The 19,168-nt window shown below is 61.1% G+C and carries 12 protein-coding genes and 1 riboswitch; of the genes, 4 read left to right on the forward strand and 8 right to left on the reverse strand.

Annotated elements, in window-relative coordinates; translation table 11 throughout:
• Positions 1–93 precede the first annotated feature (93 nt).
• The 5 genes from JJT62_RS13040 to JJT62_RS13060 form a co-directional block, all read right to left on the reverse strand.
• Positions 94–1,548 (reverse strand): TolC family outer membrane protein, encoded by a 1,455-nt coding sequence (locus tag JJT62_RS13040; protein ID WP_202073202.1) that lies wholly within the window; start codon positions 1,546–1,548, stop codon positions 94–96.
• 114 nt (positions 1,549–1,662) lie between these two features.
• Positions 1,663–2,169 carry a hypothetical protein gene (locus JJT62_RS13045; protein WP_202073203.1) on the reverse strand — a complete coding sequence of 169 codons (507 nt, stop codon included), beginning with the start codon at positions 2,167–2,169 and terminating at the stop codon, positions 1,663–1,665.
• Positions 2,170–2,623: 454 nt separating this feature from the next.
• Complete coding sequence (locus JJT62_RS13050) at positions 2,624–3,805, reverse strand: HlyD family secretion protein (RefSeq protein ID WP_202073204.1); 1,182 nt, start codon at positions 3,803–3,805, stop codon at positions 2,624–2,626.
• A gap of 23 nt (positions 3,806–3,828) precedes the next feature.
• The gene (locus tag JJT62_RS13055; protein WP_202073205.1) at positions 3,829–5,106 is read right to left on the reverse strand and encodes a glycosyltransferase family 2 protein; all 1,278 of its coding nucleotides are present in this window, start codon (positions 5,104–5,106) and stop codon (positions 3,829–3,831) included.
• Positions 5,103–6,389, reverse strand: a complete 1,287-nt coding sequence (locus JJT62_RS13060; protein ID WP_202073206.1) for a hypothetical protein — start codon at positions 6,387–6,389, stop codon at positions 5,103–5,105. The genes JJT62_RS13055 and JJT62_RS13060 overlap by 4 nt, the downstream gene beginning before the upstream one ends.
• Positions 6,390–6,921: 532 nt before the next feature.
• A riboswitch (Fluoride riboswitch) is annotated at positions 6,922–6,984 on the forward strand.
• A gap of 91 nt (positions 6,985–7,075) precedes the next feature.
• Here JJT62_RS13060 and JJT62_RS13065 point away from each other — a divergent pair.
• From JJT62_RS13065 to JJT62_RS13080, 4 genes are all read left to right on the forward strand, one after another.
• A complete protein-coding gene (locus JJT62_RS13065) occupies positions 7,076–8,665 on the forward strand; it encodes an MFS transporter (protein ID WP_202073207.1) in 1,590 nt (529 codons plus the stop codon).
• Positions 8,666–8,696: 31 nt separating this feature from the next.
• Complete coding sequence (locus JJT62_RS13070; protein WP_202073208.1) at positions 8,697–10,250, forward strand: efflux transporter outer membrane subunit; 1,554 nt, start codon at positions 8,697–8,699, stop codon at positions 10,248–10,250.
• 2 nt (positions 10,251–10,252) lie between these two features.
• Positions 10,253–11,482, forward strand: a complete 1,230-nt coding sequence (locus JJT62_RS13075) for an HlyD family efflux transporter periplasmic adaptor subunit (RefSeq protein WP_210340663.1) — start codon at positions 10,253–10,255, stop codon at positions 11,480–11,482.
• A gap of 174 nt (positions 11,483–11,656) precedes the next feature.
• Positions 11,657–12,883 (forward strand): cation:proton antiporter, encoded by a 1,227-nt coding sequence (locus JJT62_RS13080; protein WP_202073209.1) that lies wholly within the window; start codon positions 11,657–11,659, stop codon positions 12,881–12,883.
• A gap of 125 nt (positions 12,884–13,008) precedes the next feature.
• Here the strand turns inward: JJT62_RS13080 and JJT62_RS13085 are convergent, their stop codons facing one another.
• From JJT62_RS13085 to JJT62_RS13095, 3 genes are all read right to left on the reverse strand, one after another.
• Complete coding sequence (locus JJT62_RS13085; RefSeq protein WP_202073210.1) at positions 13,009–14,787, reverse strand: carbohydrate porin; 1,779 nt, start codon at positions 14,785–14,787, stop codon at positions 13,009–13,011.
• Positions 14,788–15,323: 536 nt separating this feature from the next.
• Entirely contained in the window at positions 15,324–18,668 is a 3,345-nt protein-coding gene (locus JJT62_RS13090; RefSeq protein ID WP_370568545.1) for an HAD-IC family P-type ATPase, read from the reverse strand.
• Positions 18,669–18,737: 69 nt separating this feature from the next.
• The gene (locus tag JJT62_RS13095) at positions 18,738–19,025 is read right to left on the reverse strand and encodes a hypothetical protein (protein WP_202073211.1); all 288 of its coding nucleotides are present in this window, start codon (positions 19,023–19,025) and stop codon (positions 18,738–18,740) included.
• Positions 19,026–19,168 lie beyond the last annotated feature (143 nt).

The raw sequence follows: 19,168 nt of genomic DNA on the forward strand, positions 1-19,168 counted from the left end.
GAAGTTGCAGCTCGAGGTCGTTATCAACGGACGTCCTGCCAATCTGCTGATACTCTGTGACGTTTGCCTCGAAAGGTTACGAAAGATCATGCCCTACTCTGCTTGCTTGACGGCTGGCGGGTTCCACGCTTCCAGCCCAAACCATTGATCCTTGATTTGCTCGTAATGCGTCGTCGCGTCATAGACGGGGACATCGAGCGCCAGTTTTTCCGCTGAAAGCTGCCCCATCGACGCCAGAAGCCCGAACCCGGAGAGAATGCGGTTGCGCTGAGCGTCCACCAGAGCAATCCTCGCGCTCAACAGCGTCAGTTGGGCGTTCAAAATATCCCATGTGGTTCGCAGGCTGATTTTGGCTTCCTGCCGAATGCCGGCAAGAGCGGACTCGGCGCTTCTGGCTTGCTCCCTTGCCGAGGCCGCGAGCTTGCTCGATTCGTTCCAGGCGGCCCAGGCGGCCTCGACCGACTGCTTAATCTCGTTGATTTGCTGGTGGTAAAGGAACTTTGCTTCCCCGAGCCTCTCCTTGGCCTGCCGGGCCCGGGCATAGACAATGCCGCCTTCATAAACGGGCACATTCACTTGAACCCCGACCATACCTTGAAAAAGCCGCTCGTTCGGCGCGCCGACATATCCAACGTAATTGAAGTTCTGATTTACCGAACCGACAAGGTTCACTGTCGGCGCGAGCTCTCCTTCGGCAATTTTCACAGCAAGCTCGATGATATCGACGTTGTATCGAGCCGCGAGCGCAGCCGGATGGTCGGTAAGGGCGAGCTGAACGGCGGCGCCAACATTCTGTGGCAGCATCCGATCCGGCGACCCGACAGCCGTCAACCTGTTCGGCGATCGTCCGATCAACTGGCTGTAGGCGGAAATGCTCGACTGAAGATTCACCGTCGACGTCGAGCGATCCAACTTGCCGCGAGCCAGATAGGATTCCGCCTGGAAGATATCCGTCTTGGTGACTTCCCCGCCGAGAAACCGTCCTTTGGTCGTCACGACCTGATTGGCGACGGCGCGGACAAAATTATCCCGAAGCTTGTAGACCGCAGCGTCGTGCAAAACATTCAGATAAGCCGCTGCGGCGTTTGCCAGAACGATATTCTCGGCATTGCGCAAAATCTGGCGAGATTGGAAAATCTGAGCCTTCGCTTGGTCGATTCCGTTAAGCCCTCGAAAGCCGTTGAAGATATTGAGATTGACCAGCAAGCCTGCGCCGGCCGGCTGAGTCAATGTGTAGGACTTGAACGCGCTCGTCAGCAGGTTCTGCTGGAGGACGGCATAATTGCCGAGAAGATTCACCGTGGGAAGAAGGGTTCCGCGCGCCATCGGCAGGTTCTCGTCAACGCTGCGTGTGCTGGCTCGCTGTGCGTTCAGTTGCGGATTCGTGAGATAGGCTTCGGACAATGCGTCTGTCAGCGTTTCGGCGTGCGCGTGCCGAGCAAGCAAGGGCCACGAGCAGGCAGCTAAAATAAAGAGCAGCGTGTGACCGCCGATTGAGGGAACTCTCCTTGCCGGTTTCCCGAAGGGAAATACTCTCGCCTGTCCCATCACAGTTTTCCCCTAACGATCCTTCGAGCTCCCCGAGAGAGGAGTGCGTTCAGCATGAGCGGGAAAAGAAATTTGCAACGATCGCCTCGCAGAAACCTCCATTATCGTTCGTTTTCAGCCGTCGACTTCTCCATACATTTGCGCGAGTGAATCGTAGTCGTGCAACGCCAGGCCCTCGTAACGGGGGGACCGGAATCGACCCGTGATCAGATTGTCGAAATCGACCATAGCGGAAGAAAAACGATCCGGCGGCGTTCCGCGCCAAGTGACGCCGGGCTCGGCGTCGCCGACCTCCGCCCCCATCCTCCAACGCCGGCCAGCCCCCTCGATCTGTGCGATTGCTGGAGCGGCCCACTCGAGCGCGCGTTTGGGATCGGATCGATAGGACATGATCGACAGCGAGTCAGCCCGTCTTGCAAGCTCGCGCATGAAGTTGGAGCCGCCTGTCGTAAGCGTCGCAAAAACCGGATTAACGGCGATGTCGATCTTTTGATAAGGCGCGGCGGCTCGCAAAAGGTCATAAAACTTCACCGAACCCTTCATAAGAGCAGGTCGCGTCGGTTTGTCGTTCCAATCCGGCACTGCATTGGGCTCGACATCGAAATGGAGCCCGTCGAACAATTTCGTTTCCACCGCCAACCTGACAAGTAAGGCGGCATGCTCCGGCAGTTGCGCTGGTCCCCACGCCCAGTCGGGCTCGCCGGCCACTGCATAAACGCGCCGTCCGTTTGAACGCATCGCGCGCAACGTCGCGCAAGCGTCTCTGCGTCTGGTGAGAAGCGCCTCGGCAGCCGTCGGGCTGACGTAAACGAATAGTGTCGATATCCCGCGCTTCTCTGCAAAAGTCAGCATAGCGCCGGGGGACAAAACGCGATCCTTCCACACCCACATCGCCATGCGCGGCGGCGCGTTTCGCGCTTTCGCGAAAACGCTCGCCAAAGGCGTTACTGCACAGGCCGACAAGAATGAGCGGCGAGACGTCATAACTGCTCTGATCATGTGAAGCGGCGCCTTTCGAGAAATGAGCGGCCGAGCAAGCGGCGGCGAGCGACTTTGCAAAAGGCGCTGGGGTTGCTCACTTGCGCTGCGCCTTTTCCCGAGGCTCGAGCGGCGTCTCGCGCGCGGCCAAGCGAATCCCTAACATTCCATATTCAGGCGCTGGATTCCTATCGCGAGCAAAAGCGGCGATCAGCCATTTGGAGCTGGAGACAACGGCGCTTACAATTGCCTCGGGCGCCGATGTAATGACATTCGAAGGCGCAAGCGGCGTCGTCACTCTGATTTTCGCCAAAAGCGGAAAAGCGCCGCCGTCTTCGATAGAGATTCGCGCGAGTTGCTGACGCTCTATCGTGCGGAAAGCCGATTGAAACTCGGCTGGTAGTTGGTCGGTGATGTTCCCAACGGCCTCGATGCGCCCGACCTGGCGCTTGAACCCATCCGTGATGACAACGGTTTGGCCCGGATCGGCTGCATAGATGCGGTTTGTCGGGAGATAGGCCAGAATGAACTGCTTTCCGTGGTAAATCTCCGCAATCTTGCCCGCTGCCCCCGGCGAGAGCACGGTCCCAGGGGTCGCGACATGCGCGCCGAGCGTTCCCGCGACCGGACTGATAATTGCGCCATCGCGGTACGAACGCTGCGCCGCGTCAACGGCTTCCTGAAGACGGACGAGATTGCTGAGAACCGAAGCGCGCTCGCTCGTCAGGCCCGCCTGCTCCGCCCGTAACGACGCGACTTCGCGTTCGGCCTCGAAACGATCTCTCGTTGCTTCCAGCAGACGCGTCGTCGTGCTGTAGCCGCGCGCCATCGCTTGGTCCACGACGGCATAGGCGGCGCCGGAATGTTTTATGCGCTGCTGCGCGACTGGAAGCATAGCGTCGATCGCCGATAGCCGCGCGTCGATCTGGGCCTTGCGGACGTCGAATTGACCTTTGCGCGAGGTGAGATCGGAAATCAGATCGATCATCTGTGTCGACAGGACTTTGCCGATCTGATCGCCCGCCGCGACTTTGTCGCCCGGCCGAACCGAAATCGTCAGCAGTTGCGCGCTGAAGGAAGGCGACACGACTTCCTCGTCCTCGAGGACCATGCCGTTGGCCTCCATGAAGATCATCGGGCCGAAAACGAGAAACAAAACCCAGCATCCCGCGCCAACGAGCGCGGCCAGATAAATCTTGCGTGCAAGAGACTGGGCGGCGCGGGCTTGATTCTTCAGGTTGTCGGGCCGCGAAAGCGGACGCAATGAATGGAGCGTCATGGATCCCTGTCTCCTTTTTCGTCTTAGCGCCAGATCATGAGATCGCGTGACTTTTGCGGGACGTAGTTGTCTCGGAGCGAAGATGAAAAAATGATCTCCGTGACGTAGGCATATAACCGGTTCATGCGCATGACGTAGGACTGGAACAAGCCAAACAACGGAACGAATGGCGCCAATCGCCAGAAAATGGGTTTGCCTGTGATGAGCACAGCCGCAAAAAACGTCACGACATCGAAGGTAAAGAGCAGCATCGCAACCGCGATCAGCAAAAGAACTCCAAATTGACCGTAATTGACCAGGAGCCAGACGACATAAAATGGAGAGGCAAGCGTCGGCAGCATGTTGAAGATGATGAAATCCCACTGATGGAACGCTTCACGCCAGTTGAAGGCGGAGCTGAACGGGTTCATAAGCCGGGGATATTTGCGGTAGCGAACCCAGATGGCGTCACGCTCCCAGCGATTGCGCTGGCGCCAGAGATTGTAAAAGGAGTCGGGGACGTCCGTGTAGCAAACCGAATGTCTGGTGAAGACAACTCTGTAACCGCAGGAACGTAGGCGAAGCGTAAAGTCCAAATCTTCGCCGCCGCCCACATCCATGCCGCTGACACGCTCCCACGCGTCGCGCCGAAATGCGCCAAAAGCGCCAGAGACGCAGACAACTTGGTCGAGAACGTCCGAAAAGGCCTTTCCCAGCGAAATCGAAAGCAAATATTCGATTGCCTGCAGCGATGTGATGATCGACGCCTGCCAGTTGCGCACCAAGATATTTCCGCTCGAACCTGCGATTTCTGAATCGCTAGCAAATGGTCGCAGCAGCTCCTCGATTGCATCCGGCTCGAAGGAGCAATCGCAGTCGATGACGACAAAGATGTCGCCCTTTGCAATTCGCGCTGCGAGATTGAGCGCGGCAGCTTTACCGCCGCGTAATTCGAGTCGGGCGACTGAGCTCACAAGATTTTCGCGCCTGGCTCGGGTCATGATTTCGTAGGTCCGGTCGTTTGAACCGTCATCGACACAGACGATCTCGAAGTTTTTGAAGGTTTGAGCGTGAAGCGAGCGGATGCACTTCTCGATCGACGCTTCTTCATTGTGCCCGGCGAGAAGGATCGAGACGGCAGGAAGGGGCCCTATCGGACCGGTGTGGCGGCGCTCGCCAAACAGCAATGCTGCGGCGGTGGCTTGCACGCCAAGGAAATAGCGAGGCGCCTCTGCAAGAATTGTGAGCCAAAGAAGCGCGAAGTAAGCCGATCCCGGCAGCGCTAGGAGAAAGTGCCAGGCGGAAATGACAGCGTCGATCATCGTGGCGCCTGCGCGTTGGAGTTGGCGGCGGCGAGCGCCAGAAACTCAGCGCATGTCAGGACGGCATATTCGACCGACGGAGCGAGCGAGAGATGCCGCTCGAGGCGCGAGCTAATCTCGGGAAGAGCCCGTTCAACTTCCCGCTTCGCATCGCTCTCGATCATCACGAGGAACACAGGAAGCTCCTCGACGATCTCCGTGTCTTGCACGAAACACTCTCGAAGCAAGGAGCGGAAGAACGACCATGTTTGCTGCCAACTACGGCCCGCGGGCGGCGTTCCGGGCGGCTCATGGAGCCGCACTTTCAAAATACAGCCGACGGCGCCTCGCGAGGATAAACGGTCGGCGAAAGCGCGCACCGCGCCAATCATTCCCTCGTTGGGCGAAGAAGGCGGCAGTTTCGGCGCGGGCGAAATGACGAGGGCTCTCGCGGCGTCGGTGAGACTGTATCGATAAAAATCCCGCCTGCTCATATCGCCGGCTGCGATCGAGGCGCCGCAATTCAGGCAGAGTAACTCGGTCCGAATGTCGCCCGACGAATGGCCGCATGCGTGACAGATGTACAGAGAGCCTGGACGGTCGTAGTCGAGACTAAAAAAGGTTAGGGCCTGACGACATTTGGGGCAAATAAGCCCGCCGGTTTCTTGTCGGAAATCTGACTCTGGACCCTGATACGCGCAGCTCAGATGATGCAGAACAGCCTGTTCAGTGACGTGCGGACTGCCACAGGAAGCGCAGAGTTCTCGAACGACGAGCCGGGCGGAACACGCACAATGGGGACAAGCCGCCACGGCGTCAAAAAACCGTCGCTCCAGCAGGCCACTCCCAACGAGGTCTTCCGCGGTAGTTACCGCTCCATCGACAGCGGCCTCGTCACGATAAACAAAAGCGTCTTTCGCAGCAGGGTCGATCGAAGGAAGCAAATCGCTGTCTCGCACAAACAACCGCGCAAGAAGCAGAAGGCGTGGATCCGCCGCCTGAAAAATTGCAGGAGAAAGCTGCCTAATTCTCGCAATCATCGGAGACAGTGTGATCAGCGCCTCCGAGAGGGCGCGCGGAGAAGCCATGCCGATGCTGAGATCGCTACGGCGCTTGACGCGATTGTCTGCCGAGATTCCGGTCGCATCCACGACAGGCACGATCGCGGCTGCGGCTGGAGATAAGGCCGATGCAAGGAGAGAAACCGAAGCGGCGTCGTTGATGATTACGAAATCGGGGGCCTCATCGCGCCCGCAGGCGGCAATGCTGTGCGGCAGGAGACTTTCGTCGAGCGGAAACGGCAAGCTTAGAGCGCGCCACTTTGAGCCAGACGCCAAGCGCGTCTCGTTCGATCTCTCGGCAGGCGCATCGAAAGAGGCTTTTCGCAAGGTCACTGACATCGCTCTCTACTCGATCATGCAAGCATTTTTGCGTCCGCCGCCAATGGAATGGAGTTCTCCACTTGGCTGAGAAAGCGCACCTTCTTAACCGGGGAGTATTTCCGACGTAAGCATACAGATTGGTCGATAAACGAAAGGCGATGCTACGTAATTGCCGTGCAGATGGGAGAAGGTTGCACACGTCGTGACTACCCCCGATGCGCTGCGGCGCCGGGACGCCATATGAATGTGCGTGAAGGGTAGCGAGTCGCTTGCTTATCCCCCTGCGGCGGCGAGTGCTTGGCGCTTTGGCCGGGCGAGGCGCCATAAAGACTGTGCTCGAGAAGGACGGGGCCAGCGCCGCTCCCCTCGGGGAGACGTAATCGCAAGCGCCCCTGCCCGCCCTCGCGGCGCGGAAAGCCAAGCGGTTGACAGGGATACGTCCCTTCGGCTTATAAATGGCGTAGGCGATGGAGTTCGCCTTATAACCGCCCTTGGGGCTGATGACTCCTGCTTGCGCACGCACGCTAGGAGTCCGCTTTGAAAAAGCCGTTGTTTTCTCTGCGCTTACAGCCGAGCCCGCGTCGGTCTAGCTTCGCAAGGGCGGCAATATGACCGCCTTCGACGACGATGATCGGCTGACGGGTTGGCGATTCCTCCTTTTTAATGCTGCGCTGGCCGTGGGCAACGTCATCGCTCTCTCCAACGTGCCCGGATATACAGTGCTGGCCCCCTATGCGGCTGGCAGCCTCCAGGGCGTCACGCCCAGTTTCGGCACCTGGGCGACGACGGACCACATGATGGGCATCGTGCTCGGCCTGCCTTTCGCCCGCTGGCTGTCGGCGCGCTATGGCGACTACCGGGTCTATGTCGCCGCTTTCGTCGCCTATGCGGTTTTTTCCCTCGCATGCGCTTTGAGCGAAACCATCTGGTTCTTCGTGCCGGCGCGCTTCCTGCTCGGACTTGCCGGCGGCATATTGCTGCCGATCGGCCAGGGGCTCGTCCTGAATGAACTCCCCGAAAAATACCGCCCCTATGGGGTCGCCTGGTGGGGCGTGCTCAGTATGGCGCCTTTCACCCTGGGCGTTTTCATGGGCGGATTCTGGGCCGAATATTTCAACTGGCGCGTGCTTTTCTATTCGAACATTTTCCTCGGCTTACCAATCGCCGGGGTTGTGGGCGCTCTGCTCTATGGCCGTCCATTCGCCCGGCGGATCACGCGTTTCGACGCCATAGGGGTGTTGTTGATCTCCGTTACTCTGGTCGGGTTCCAAACAGTGCTCAACCAAGGCAATGACTTCGATTGGCTTGGATCATCCTTCCTCACGATCGTCATGGTCGTGGTCGCCATCTCCCTCCCGATCTTTATCATCTGGGAGCTCGGCGAACGCCGCCCGGTCCTGGACCTACGGCTCTTTGGCCACCGCAACTATGCGGTCGCGACTTTTTGCTCGGTCTTCGGCTTTCTCTTTATCCAAGGCATGCTGTCGGTCTTTATCGGGCAGCTTCAGTTGCTGCTGGGGTACACCTCCTCGGGCGCGGGGACGGTATACCTTACGATGGCGCTGCTGGCTGTGCCTGTCGTCTCAGTGGTGCACCTTCTCGTCAGGCACATTGATTTGCGCCTTTTTGCGAGCCTGAACTTCCTTGGCTTCTCGGTGACCATGACGTGGCTGGGCCTGTTCGATAAGCCTGCTTCCTTCGATCAGATCACCGTGCCGATGATTTTCTTCGGCTTCTTCCTCGCGACGTTCTTCGCGCCGCCCGCCGCCATTGCAGTCCAAGGCCTTGGGGGCTCTCAACTCATCCGCGCCGCCGAAGAGCTTGCGATGCTGCGGACAGCGGCCGGCGCTTTTGGCATCACCCTGCAAGGCGTCGTGCAATTCCGGCGAACGCCTTTCCACCAACTCGACCTCGCGGATCAGCTTGGCGGCCGGCGCTTTCCCTCGCTCGACCTGCTCCCCCAGCTTCTCGATAAGCTGCAGGGGCTCGGGTTGAGCGAATCCGTGGCGCGGGCGCAGGTCTCGCGCCTTATTCGCCAGCAAGCATTGCTTATGGGGCTCAACGACGCTTTCCTCACCGGCGCGCTCGCCTTTTTTGGTCTTGCTATTTTTGTCTGGTTGGCCAAACCGGCTAGGAAGCCCGCGCCGAAGCAAAGGTTGGAGCTCCTCCGCGCCAAGGAACTTATGGAAGAGCCCTAATGCCTTGCCTCAACCTAGATGGACTGACCGAATGATCCGGCGCTTGCAGAGGTCCATCCCTGTCGCGGCGGCCTTCGCGTCTTTAGGCGGCTGCATGCCCACAGCGCCGCAGCAACGCGCCGAGTTCATGGAGCCGCCGTCGATGAGCCGCACAATCGCGGCTTCCGGCGTCAAGAGCGTCAGCACGGAAAACGGCTGGCCAAGCACGCAGTGGTGGAGAGCCTTTCGCAGCGCGGAACTCGACGCCGTCATCGGAAAATCGCTGCTCGGCAATCAAGGCTTGAGAAAAGCCGCCGACACCCTGAAAGACGCCGAGGCGGCGGTCGACATCGCAGGCTCGCGTCTTACCCCCTATGTGGAGGCCGACCTCTCCTACAAGCAGTATCGCTACGCCGAGCATGGCGTCGCGGCGGGGCTCAATCCGCTGCAGGGAGGCAAACAAAAATCCGCCGCCTTCCTCAACCCGATTTCCGCCAAATGGGAGCTGGACTTCTGGGGCAAGAACCGCGCCTTGCTCGACGCCGCGATAGGCGACGCGCTGGCGCAGGCGGGCGAGCTCGAACAAACGCGCTTATTGCTGACGACAAGCGTCGCCCGCGCCTATCTGCGCGGCTATATTCTGGCGGAGCAACTCAAGCTCGCCAAGGAATTGACAGGCTTGCGCCGCGAGCTGCGTCAGCTCGCCGAAACGCGTTACCAAACCGGCATCGAAATCCTCGACATCGTCCAACTGGCGCGGAGCAATGAAGAGGCGGCCGTCCGCCGCGAGGCCGCATTGACGGCGGCGATCGAGATTCAGGAGAACGCGCTCGCGCGCCTGATGGGCGAGGGGCCGGACGTTGCGCGCGGTCTATTCGCTCGGAGAAAAAGCGTTGCGCCGGCGCAGCCCGCACTGCCGAGTAAACTCCCGATCGAATTGCTGGCCCACCGCCCCGATCTCATGGCGGCGCTACGTCGCGCGGAAGCCTGGGCCGAACGCATTCACGCCGCCAAAGCCATGTTTTTGCCCTCGATCGATCTGTCGGTTTCGGCGGGGCTCGAAGCCTCGGTCACCTCGACGCAATTCGCAAAGCTTGGCGGCTATTTGTTCAACCCGGGCGCCATGGTCTACAGCGTCACGCCCGGACTGCATCTGCCGATCTTCCAGGGCGGCAAGCTCACCGGCAATCTCGAATCCCAGCGCGCCGATTACGACCAGGCGGTCGACGCCTACAATGAGACGCTGCTCACCGCCGCGCAGCAGGTCGCCGACGCGCTCGCCACGCTGAAGCGCGCAAGGGCGGAGCACGAGTCGCAGGGGCGCTTTATCCGGGCGCGACGCGCCGAGGTCGAGCTTGCGCGCATCCGGCTGCGCGGCGGCCTGCAGGATCGGCGTGAATTCATCCAGCAACACGCCGACACGCTGGACGCCGTCTTTATCCAGCGTGGCATTGAAGGCGACAGACTCGTCGCGACTGTGGATTTGTTTCAGGCTCTCGGCGGCGGCTATGACGCCGGCCCGCAAGCCCATGAGCCGAGGCCGGCGCCGGAGAGCGACCCGATCACGCCGGTCGTCGACGTCGTCCAATCGCTTGGAGGAGGCTGATTTTGAACGCGGAACAGATAGACGCCCCGCTCTCCCGCAAAAGCATACGCGCGCGCCGCAATTTCTTGCTGAAGGCGGTGGCGATCGGCGTCGTCGTTGGCATGTTGGCCGTCGCCTATCGCTATCTGACCTACGACCGGGACTGGGTGACGACCGACAATGCTTTTGTCAGCGGTAACATACTTCCGGTGCAGGCCGACGCGACCGGCGTCGTCGCAAAGGTCCTCGCCGAAGAAACCCAACTCGTGAAGGAAGGCGACGTGCTCGTTCAGCTCGACGAGCAGCGGGCGCGCGCTGCGCTGGCCCAGGCTGAAGCAGAGCTTGGTCGCGCCGTGCGAAATGTTGGGGCGTTGTTCGCCAACCGCCGGCAGATCTGCCAGAAGGTCACGGCGCGCGCCGCCGTTCGCGAGCGAACGATCCATGATCTTGCGCGCTATAAGCAGGCGGCGGCGAGCGGCGCCGCCTCCCGTCAGATTTTGCAGAATACCGAAGATACGCTGGCCGCGCAGGACGCTGATCTGCGGGAAGCCCGTGCGGAATATCAGGCGATGGAGTCGCGGCTTGGCGGTGTGACGCCAACGACGCACCCCGATGTCGAGCTTGCCAAGGCGCGCTTCAACGACGCTTATATCGAGTTCCTGCGCCAGAGCATTCGAGCGCCAACGACTGGCTATGTCGCCAAGCGGCGGGTTCAAGTCGGGCAGCGTGTGCGGCCCGGCGACCAGATTCTCAACATTGTCCCCCTCGACCATCTTTGGGTCGAGGCCAATTTGTGGGAAAACCGCATGGCGCGGGTACGCCCCGGCCAGGAAGCCGTAATTAAAGTCGATCTCTACGGGTCGAGCGCGATTTTCCACGGGACGGTCGAGGGCCTCGTGCCGGGCTCTGGCAGCGTTTTCGCCACCTTGCCGCCCGATAACGCAACCGGCAACTTCATCCGCATTGTCCAGCGTGTGCCCGTCCGCATTGCGATCGATCCCGATGAACTAAAGAAGACCCCATTGCGTCCGGGCCTTTCCACAGTCACATCGATCAACGTCGGCGCAGAGCCCACGCCACTCGCCGCCTCCACCGTCAAAACCTCGACGAGCGAATATACGACCGGGATATTCAATAAGGATCTTGCTGAAGCGAAGACTCGCGCGGATGAAATCGTCAAGAAGAATATCGTGCGCGACGTAAACGAAGGGGACGGCCGGTGCGTCATGGAAAGGGAGGCCAGCGCACACTGAGCTGAGCTTTCTAAATTACCAGGCAGGCTTCGGTATTGGCGCATTTGCGCGCAAGCGGTGCTTCCAATGATTTTATTTGGCGCAGCGGCAGGGACCGACCTCGGGTTTGCCGCGGCTCTGCAATCCAAGAAAACCAAGCGCTTTGCCGCGCGATAAAACACCACGGGGGACGTTATGGCAGGGATTTGGGCTCAAGTCGCATTGGTTTTCGCTTTAGCGCTTGTCGCAAGCGTCATCGCGCACCGTTATCGCTTCTCGACGGCGCTTGTGGAAATTGTCGTGGGCATGGTTGCCGGCTCCGCGCTCGGCGCCCTCGGCTATTACGGCGCCTTCTCGGTCCAGGAGCCATGGGTCAAGGCGTTCGCCGGCATCGGCGCTATATTGCTGACGTTTCTTGCCGGGGCGGAACTCGACCCCGACGTCTTCAAAATGAAGTGGCGGGAGGCGGCGGCCATCGGCGCGGCGAGCTTTTTGCTGCCAGCAATAGGGTGTTGGGCGGCCGCCCATTATCTCCTTGATTGGGAAAGCGCGCCCGCGCTTCTCGCCGGCATCGCCCTGGCGGCGACCTCCGTCGCCGTCGTTTATACGGTCATGATGGAATACGGCTTCAACCGGGTCGAATATGGCAAGACGATCCTTGCCGCTTGTTTCATCACCGACCTTGGAACCGTCATCACCCTCGGGCTCGTCTTCGCCCCCTTCACCTGGAAGACGCTGGCGTTCGTTCTTGCCCTCGGCGGCGCCTTCGTCGGCCTGCCAAAAATAACGCCGCGCGCTTATGCGATTTTTGGCGGCAAGCCGTCGGAATTCGAAGCCAAATTCTTGCTCTTTTGCCTGATGGGCCTTGGCGCGCTCGCCGTCTGGGCAGGCAGCGAAGCGGTGCTCCCCGCCTATCTGATCGGGATGGCGCTTGCGGGGAGCGTTGGGCGCGATGCCGCCTTGGTCAAGCGTCTTCGTGCGATCACCATCGGATTATTGACGCCGTTTTATTTCGTCCGCGCCGGCTACTTCGTGTCCATCCCGACGGTGCTCATGGCGCCCTTCGGCGTCGTCGCGCTTCTTATCGTCGAGATCGGCGCCAAGATCGTCAGCGTCTACCCTGTAGCGAGAGCATTCAACGCGCCGCACAAGGACGCTATGTACACGACCTTGCTGATGGCGTCAGGACTGACTTTCGGGACGATATCGGCGCTCTTTGGCCTTTCCAACAAGATTATCGATGACGCGCAATATTCAACCCTGGTTGCCGCGATCATAGGAACCGCTTTGCTTCCAACACTCATCGCAAACAAGTTTTATTTGCCCCGCCATCTTCTACCTAAGGACGAGGCGGCCTTGCACACGCCCGCTCACCAGGCGGAGGTTGAAGAGGCCCTGGAAGACTCCGAAATACGATCCTGATCACCACCGGGAATCCAGAGCCGCAAAAACGCAGGCTTGCTCTGGATTCCCGACGCTCGCGACGCGAGCGTCGAGAGTGGCGACGAATCCGCATTACAGAGAACGGGCCCGAAACGGCCGCACTTTTACCAATAAACCTGGGCGCGCGCTTCAAAGAGGTTCGGGTGCGCCCCATTCATATATGGTCCCTGACGGGCGGGCACACCCGATGTGAAGAAGGCGTAATCGTTCAAGGGCGCGGACGCATGCAGGACGTGAACCCAGTTGAACTGGAAATGAAGGCCATTATCAGGATACCAGTTGAGCCCCAAGGTCACATTCTCCTGGCGCCCGCCTGCCACACCCGCGTTGGCGATGGCTGCGGTCGCCGTGGGATTAGGCGCAATTGACGTCGTGTAAGCCAGCATATTGTAGAGGCCAGACCCAGAGAATGGCCCGCTGTTCAAATTGACCTCGCTGTAGCGCGCCGCGACGCCAATCGCGCCGAAGCCGCCTTCGCTCAGCGGGTGCTTGATCTTTATCTGGGTGAAATTCGCGCCGAGTTTGTCACTGACGTTATACGCGGCCGCGCGCTCCTCGCCGGTGAGATACCATTGGCCGTAAACATAGTAGCCGCTAAAATACTGCGAAGCGCCTCCCGGGGCGAAGGCGCCCGCCAGACGCGAGAGGAGGATATTGGTCGCGTTGCGATTGACGAACTGGCCGAAATACTCCGCCTGCAACGAAAAAGGCCCATGAGCCGCGGACAGCTCGACCCCGAATGTCTCGATGTTTTTAACGCAGTGTCCGGAAACGGCCGTCGCGCCGAACGGGAAGGCGACCGAGCCGCAGGAGAGATCCGGGGTCCCCAGCAGCCCTTGATTGAGCATATAGGCCTCCGATCGAATTCGATTGCCGACTCTGAGCGCACGATCATCCGAAAGCCCCGTCGCATTGTTCGGTTGGTGATAACGCCCCGATATCCCGACGTGCAGAAGATCATGCTCGGTCATGATCGGCGCATAAGTCATGCGGCCGGAGAGTTCGAAATATTGTCCCCCTCCCGTTGGGACCCACCCCGCCTTGGCTGGAACGCCGATCACAGCGGGGGTTCCAACCGCAGGATTGGTATTGAGGTCTTCGAAGCTCGTGGTGAAGATGCCTCCCTTCGCCGACCAATTGCCGCCATATGCGCCGATCGCCGCGCCAAGATGACGACTGGGCGCGAATGTTTCGACCGGCATGGCCCGTTCGATGAAGTCACGGAATCGAGATGAAGATGTAAACTCGAGACTGAAGGGTTCGAAGTAGCTTCCCACATGGATAAACGCCGGGTCTTTTGTGAACGGCAAGCTGAGCATCGGATGTTGGAACGCGATATAGAAGTCGCGAATGCCCCCTTGGACCGGCGCGTTGAATGGCGTGCCGTATTGGGAGCCGGCGAAATCGTACTGCAGCTTATAAAACCAGAATTTCGCCGCCTTTCCTTCGATTTCGAGACGCACCTGCCGCACGCCTGCCTGGCTATCCCAACCGTTGAGCGGCTGCGTCGCCCCGCCGCCGTCGAACTGCATTCGGCCGCCAATCTTGAAGCTATAAGCCTTGTCCTCGGTCTCGGCGTAGAGACCATTTCGGAAGGATACAAAGACGGGAGGCGGAGGCGGACCGGGCGGCCCTTTGACCGTTCCGGCGTTGGCGACATTGCCTGCTTGGCTTGCGGCCTGCCGAGCCTGTTCCTTCGCTTCGCGCGCCTCACGACGCAATTTCGCGATCTCCGCCTCGAGCGGCCGTAGCTTGGCGACGCGCGCTTCGAGCGCATGCAGGCGTGCTTCGATGTCGTTTGGGCTTTGTGCAGCGCTTCCACTCGTGGCTGTGAGAAAGCCACCAATCGCTACACCGACCGCGGTCTTATTCCGTAGCTTCATAATTGCGTCTCGCGTCGGACAGATTCAGTCAGGCATGTTTTCGTAGAGATTGCGGCGTGAATGTGTCTTCACCAGACGCATGTCAGTGTGCGAAGCATTTGCCGAATAATGCAGAAACAACGGAAACAATTATACGCTTTGCTTAGACTATGAACAGCCTGCCTGGGCGCAACCGGTCCCATCGTCGCGCGAGGAGAGTCGCAAACCGCTCGAACGGGAAGAAGCGCAAGCGACCGGCGAACGGCTCATGGCGCAACAAGCGCGTGAAGACGTTTTTGGAATCGAATGCCCGCTTGCGCTCTACATTCTGCGCAGGCGGGGCCTTATGAATATTGCGTGCTTTCGTCACACGACATCTGCGACAAGGCGGGCGAAACCTCGGTATATTTCGACGCTTACACAGGCAACTTGCTTTCATTGACTCTGCCTACCGGTCTACGTGCCGGCGGGAAGAGCCAGTTGCTCGAAGGCCGGCGGGCGTCTTTGGTCGGGACAAAGCGGAGCGCCGCCCAACGCGCCAAGGCGCGTGGCGCGGCTTATCTGGCAGGCACGATTTGGAGCAACGCCTCTCCAGCCTGTACCTGTTTGCCATACTCGAGACGGCTGTCGCGGACGGTGCCGGCGCTGGGCGCCGTCAGTGGCGCGCCCCTCTCGAGCGTCGCACGCAGCGCCTCCTCGCGCCGGGTGGTCTCCGCCCGGACTCGCGCCAGGCGGGCTTCCGCGCGCGCCGCCGCGCCGCGGGTCTTGGCTCTGGCTGCGGCGTTTGACGCGCGCCGGCTCGCGGCGCGGTCATACGCCGCCTTGGCGCGTGCCAGCCCGGTCTCCGCCTTGCCCTGCGCAGCCTGGGCGACTGTCAGCGCCTTCCGCGCACGCGCGAGTTCTTCCTCGAGCTCGGGCGGAATGATCCGGGCGCAGACGCTTCCAGCCTCGACCAGAGCGCCGTCGTGGCATGCGACCGCCTCAATTCTCCCCGAGACCGGCGCGGACGCCTCGATCGGCGGCGGAACGGCGACGCGCTCCGCATCGGCAGTCCGGTCGCGCCCACTGCGGTCGATTGTCGCCAGCTCGTCGCGCGCGCTCTCGCGCGTGGCCTGCCAATAGAGCGTCCCGCCGGCCGCGACGACAAGAAGGAGGCCTGCCGCAATGGGCGCATATCGGCGGGCGAGTCCCGCGCCGGCGGCCGCGACCTCGGGTGGCGCCTTGGGGAGCTTGCGGCGCTCGCCCCACCATTTTTCGAGCTCCATGACCACGAGCAGCGAGGCGCCCAAGGCGAGAAGCGCCCCCCACTCGGCAAGCGTCGGCGGCTCGATCCGCAGCGTATCGGCGAGGACGGGCGTATGCGCCGCCAGAAGATGGATGACTTGCGCGCCGATCACGCTTGCGACGAGCAGCGGACTCGAAAAGAGGCCCTTATAGAAAAGCGAGTGATGTTCCGAGCGCGCGTTCAACGCCTGGAAATTCTCGAAGACGACGAAGAGCAGGAGCAGCAGATTGCGCGCGCTGTCCGTGGCGTAGCCATGCTCGATGAGCCAGTAGAACAAGGCAAAGCCGCCGCCGGCCATGACGAACGCCGAATAGACGTTACGGATGATCATCACCCGGTCGAAGATCGGCTCCTGCGGCTTGCGCGGCGGATAGGTCAGTTCGTCGCCTTCGGGCTTTTCGGCGGCCAGCGCGATGTGCTGAACGCCATTGGTGACCAGGTTGAGCCACAAGAGCTGCACGGGCAGTAGCGGCATGGGCAGGCCAAAGGGAATGGTCAGCAGAAACAGCAGCAGTTCGGCCGCGCCGGTCGAAACGAGGAGGAAAATGACTTTTCGGATGTTGGCGTAGGCGACGCGGCCCTCCAGCACGCCGCGCACGATCGAGGCGAACTTGTCGTCCGCGATAATGATGTCGGCGCTTTCCTTGGCGACATCGGTGCCTTGCCTGCCCATGGCGACGCCGACATGCGCGTGCTTGAGCGCCGGCGCGTCGTTGACGCCGTCACCCGTCACTGCGACGAAATGGCCGTTGCGCGCCAGCGACAGGACGATCGCGAGCTTCTGGATCGGCTCGACGCGGGCGTATATGCGGGCGCGGCCGGTCAGGGAATCGAGCGCCGCCTCGCCGGCTTCCTCGGCGCGCTTCACTTCTTCGCCCGTCACGATCTGATCGTCTGAAAAGACCATGCCCGCGTCCTTGGCGATGGCGGCGGCGGTGCCGGGCGCGTCGCCCGTGACCATCGCCACCGCAATGCCCGCGTCGCGGCACTCTGCAATAGCTTGCCGCACTTCCGGACGCAGCGGATCCTGCATGCCGACCATGCCGAGGAAGACGAGATTTTGAAGATGGCTCGCGCCATAGCCGTGCTGCGGCTCCGGCGTCACCTCGCCCTCGGCGAAGGCCAGAACGCGCAGTCCCTTCGCCGACATCTCGTCCTTCTGGCGCCAGAGCGCCTCCCGATCGATCGGAGCGAGCGCGCCGCCGACATCCATGCGGCTGGCCATGGCGATCAGCGTCTCCGGCGCGCCTTTCGCAAAAGCGAAGACGGCGCGCTTTTCCTCGTGGCGGTGAAACGACGCCGCATATTTGAGGTCCGGTTCGTAGGGAATGCGCTTCACCAGCGGATAGCGCGCCCTCAGCTCCTCATGCACGACGCCGCTTCGATGCGCGGCGACCAGCAAAGCGACGTCGACCGTGTCGCCCACGCCCCTGATCTCCTCCTTCTCGCGCCGGATCTCCGCCTCGTTGGGCAGCGCCGCCGCGCGCAGCAGGGCCGCCAGGAGAAGATCGGCTTGTTCGTTGCGCGTCGCGCCGCGAAAAGAGTAGGAGTCGAGGCCCTCGCCCGACTGCAGGGACAGAGCTGAGCCGTCCGGCAGCGCGATTTGTGTGACGGTGAGTTCGTTGCGCGTCAGCGTGCCAGTCTTATCCGTGGCGATCATGGTGCAGGAGCCGAGCGACTCCACCGCCGCCATCTTGCGCACGATCACATTGGACTTGGCCATGCGCCGCATGCCGATCGCCAGCGCCACGGCGATCGCAACCGGCAGCCCTTCGGGAATGGCTGCGACGGCAAGGCCCACCGCCATCATGAAGAGCTCGACGAACCCCATATGGCGCAAATAGCCGACGACCATCAGGACGCCGACGGCCATGGCGACGAGAATGGCGACGAGCTGCGAAAACCGCTCCATGCGGATGACGAGCGGCGGCTGCGAAACCGATGGTCTGACGAGCTCCCCGGCGATCTTGCCGACCTCTGTCGCGAGCCCTGTCCCTGTCACCTCGCCGGTTCCACGCCCGCGCGTCACCATCGCCCCCGCGAAGGCCCTGCCCTCGCGTGCGCTCTCCTTGGCGTTCGCCGCCCCGGTTTTCTTGACCGGCGCCGACTCGCCCGTCAGCAGAGATTCATCGCAACGCAAGTCGACGGCTTCGATCAGCCGCATGTCGGCAGGCACGCGGCGGCCGGCTTCGAGCAACACGACATCGCCCGGCACGAGGTCGCGCGCCTCGATCTCCTGCTGAACGCCGTCGCGCAGGACGAGCGCCTGCGGCTGGTCCTGCGCGCGCAACGCAGCCGCAGCCTGGCCGGCAGAGTATTCCTGAACCGCGCCAATGATCCCGTTGATCAGCAGGACGACGCCGATAAAGACGGCGTCCTTCGCGTCTCCAACCACCATCGCGACAATGGCGGCGGCCACGAGAATGTAAATCAGCGGACTGAGAAACTGTCTGAGGAAGACCGCCACGAAGGAAGGCGGTCGCGCTTCTGGTAACGTGTTCGGTCCGAATTCAGCGAGGCGGCTCCGCGCCTCGAGGCTCGTCAATCCCTGCATGATGCTCCCGGAATATCTGGCCGTCGCCGCGTCGCGGAGCATGGTCTTCCGCAGAGAAAGCATGCTCCGTTCGAGGCGCCTGTGAAAGAATTAGCGTTGCCGCCGGGAGGGACAAGCAGACGGGTCGCGGGCTCAGCCGTTGTCGAGAGACCGCTGCGCGGAGCTTCGTCCCCAGTAGATGAGGCGGCGGTCGCGAGCTTGACGGCTGCAAACAAACATAGGATGAGGATCCTCGAGCCGGGCGGCTTGTTCATCAACGGCAATCGCGCCGCGCTGGACGATCACGCCCTTCAGCCCGCCGCCACCCAGGCGGATATCCGCAACTGGTTCAAAGTCTTCGGCAAGGCGAATCGCGACGATCTCCTCGAGGAATGGATCGATCGTGCATTTGTTCGGCGACGAATCCGCAGATCGCCTCACGAATTCTTCGGAAACCCTGTCGGCAATGCGCGCTCTCGGCTTCGCGGATGTGCGATCGTTTTATCATGAGGGCGTCGACATGCTCGTGGCGACGACGAAAGCCTGAAGCGCTTGGCGCGACATCGACGAATCGGAATAGACCC

Origin of the sequence: Methylocystis sp. Sn-Cys (genome assembly GCF_016745395.1) — a bacterium.
Classification (GTDB): Bacteria; Pseudomonadota; Alphaproteobacteria; order Rhizobiales; family Beijerinckiaceae; genus Methylocystis; species Methylocystis iwaonis.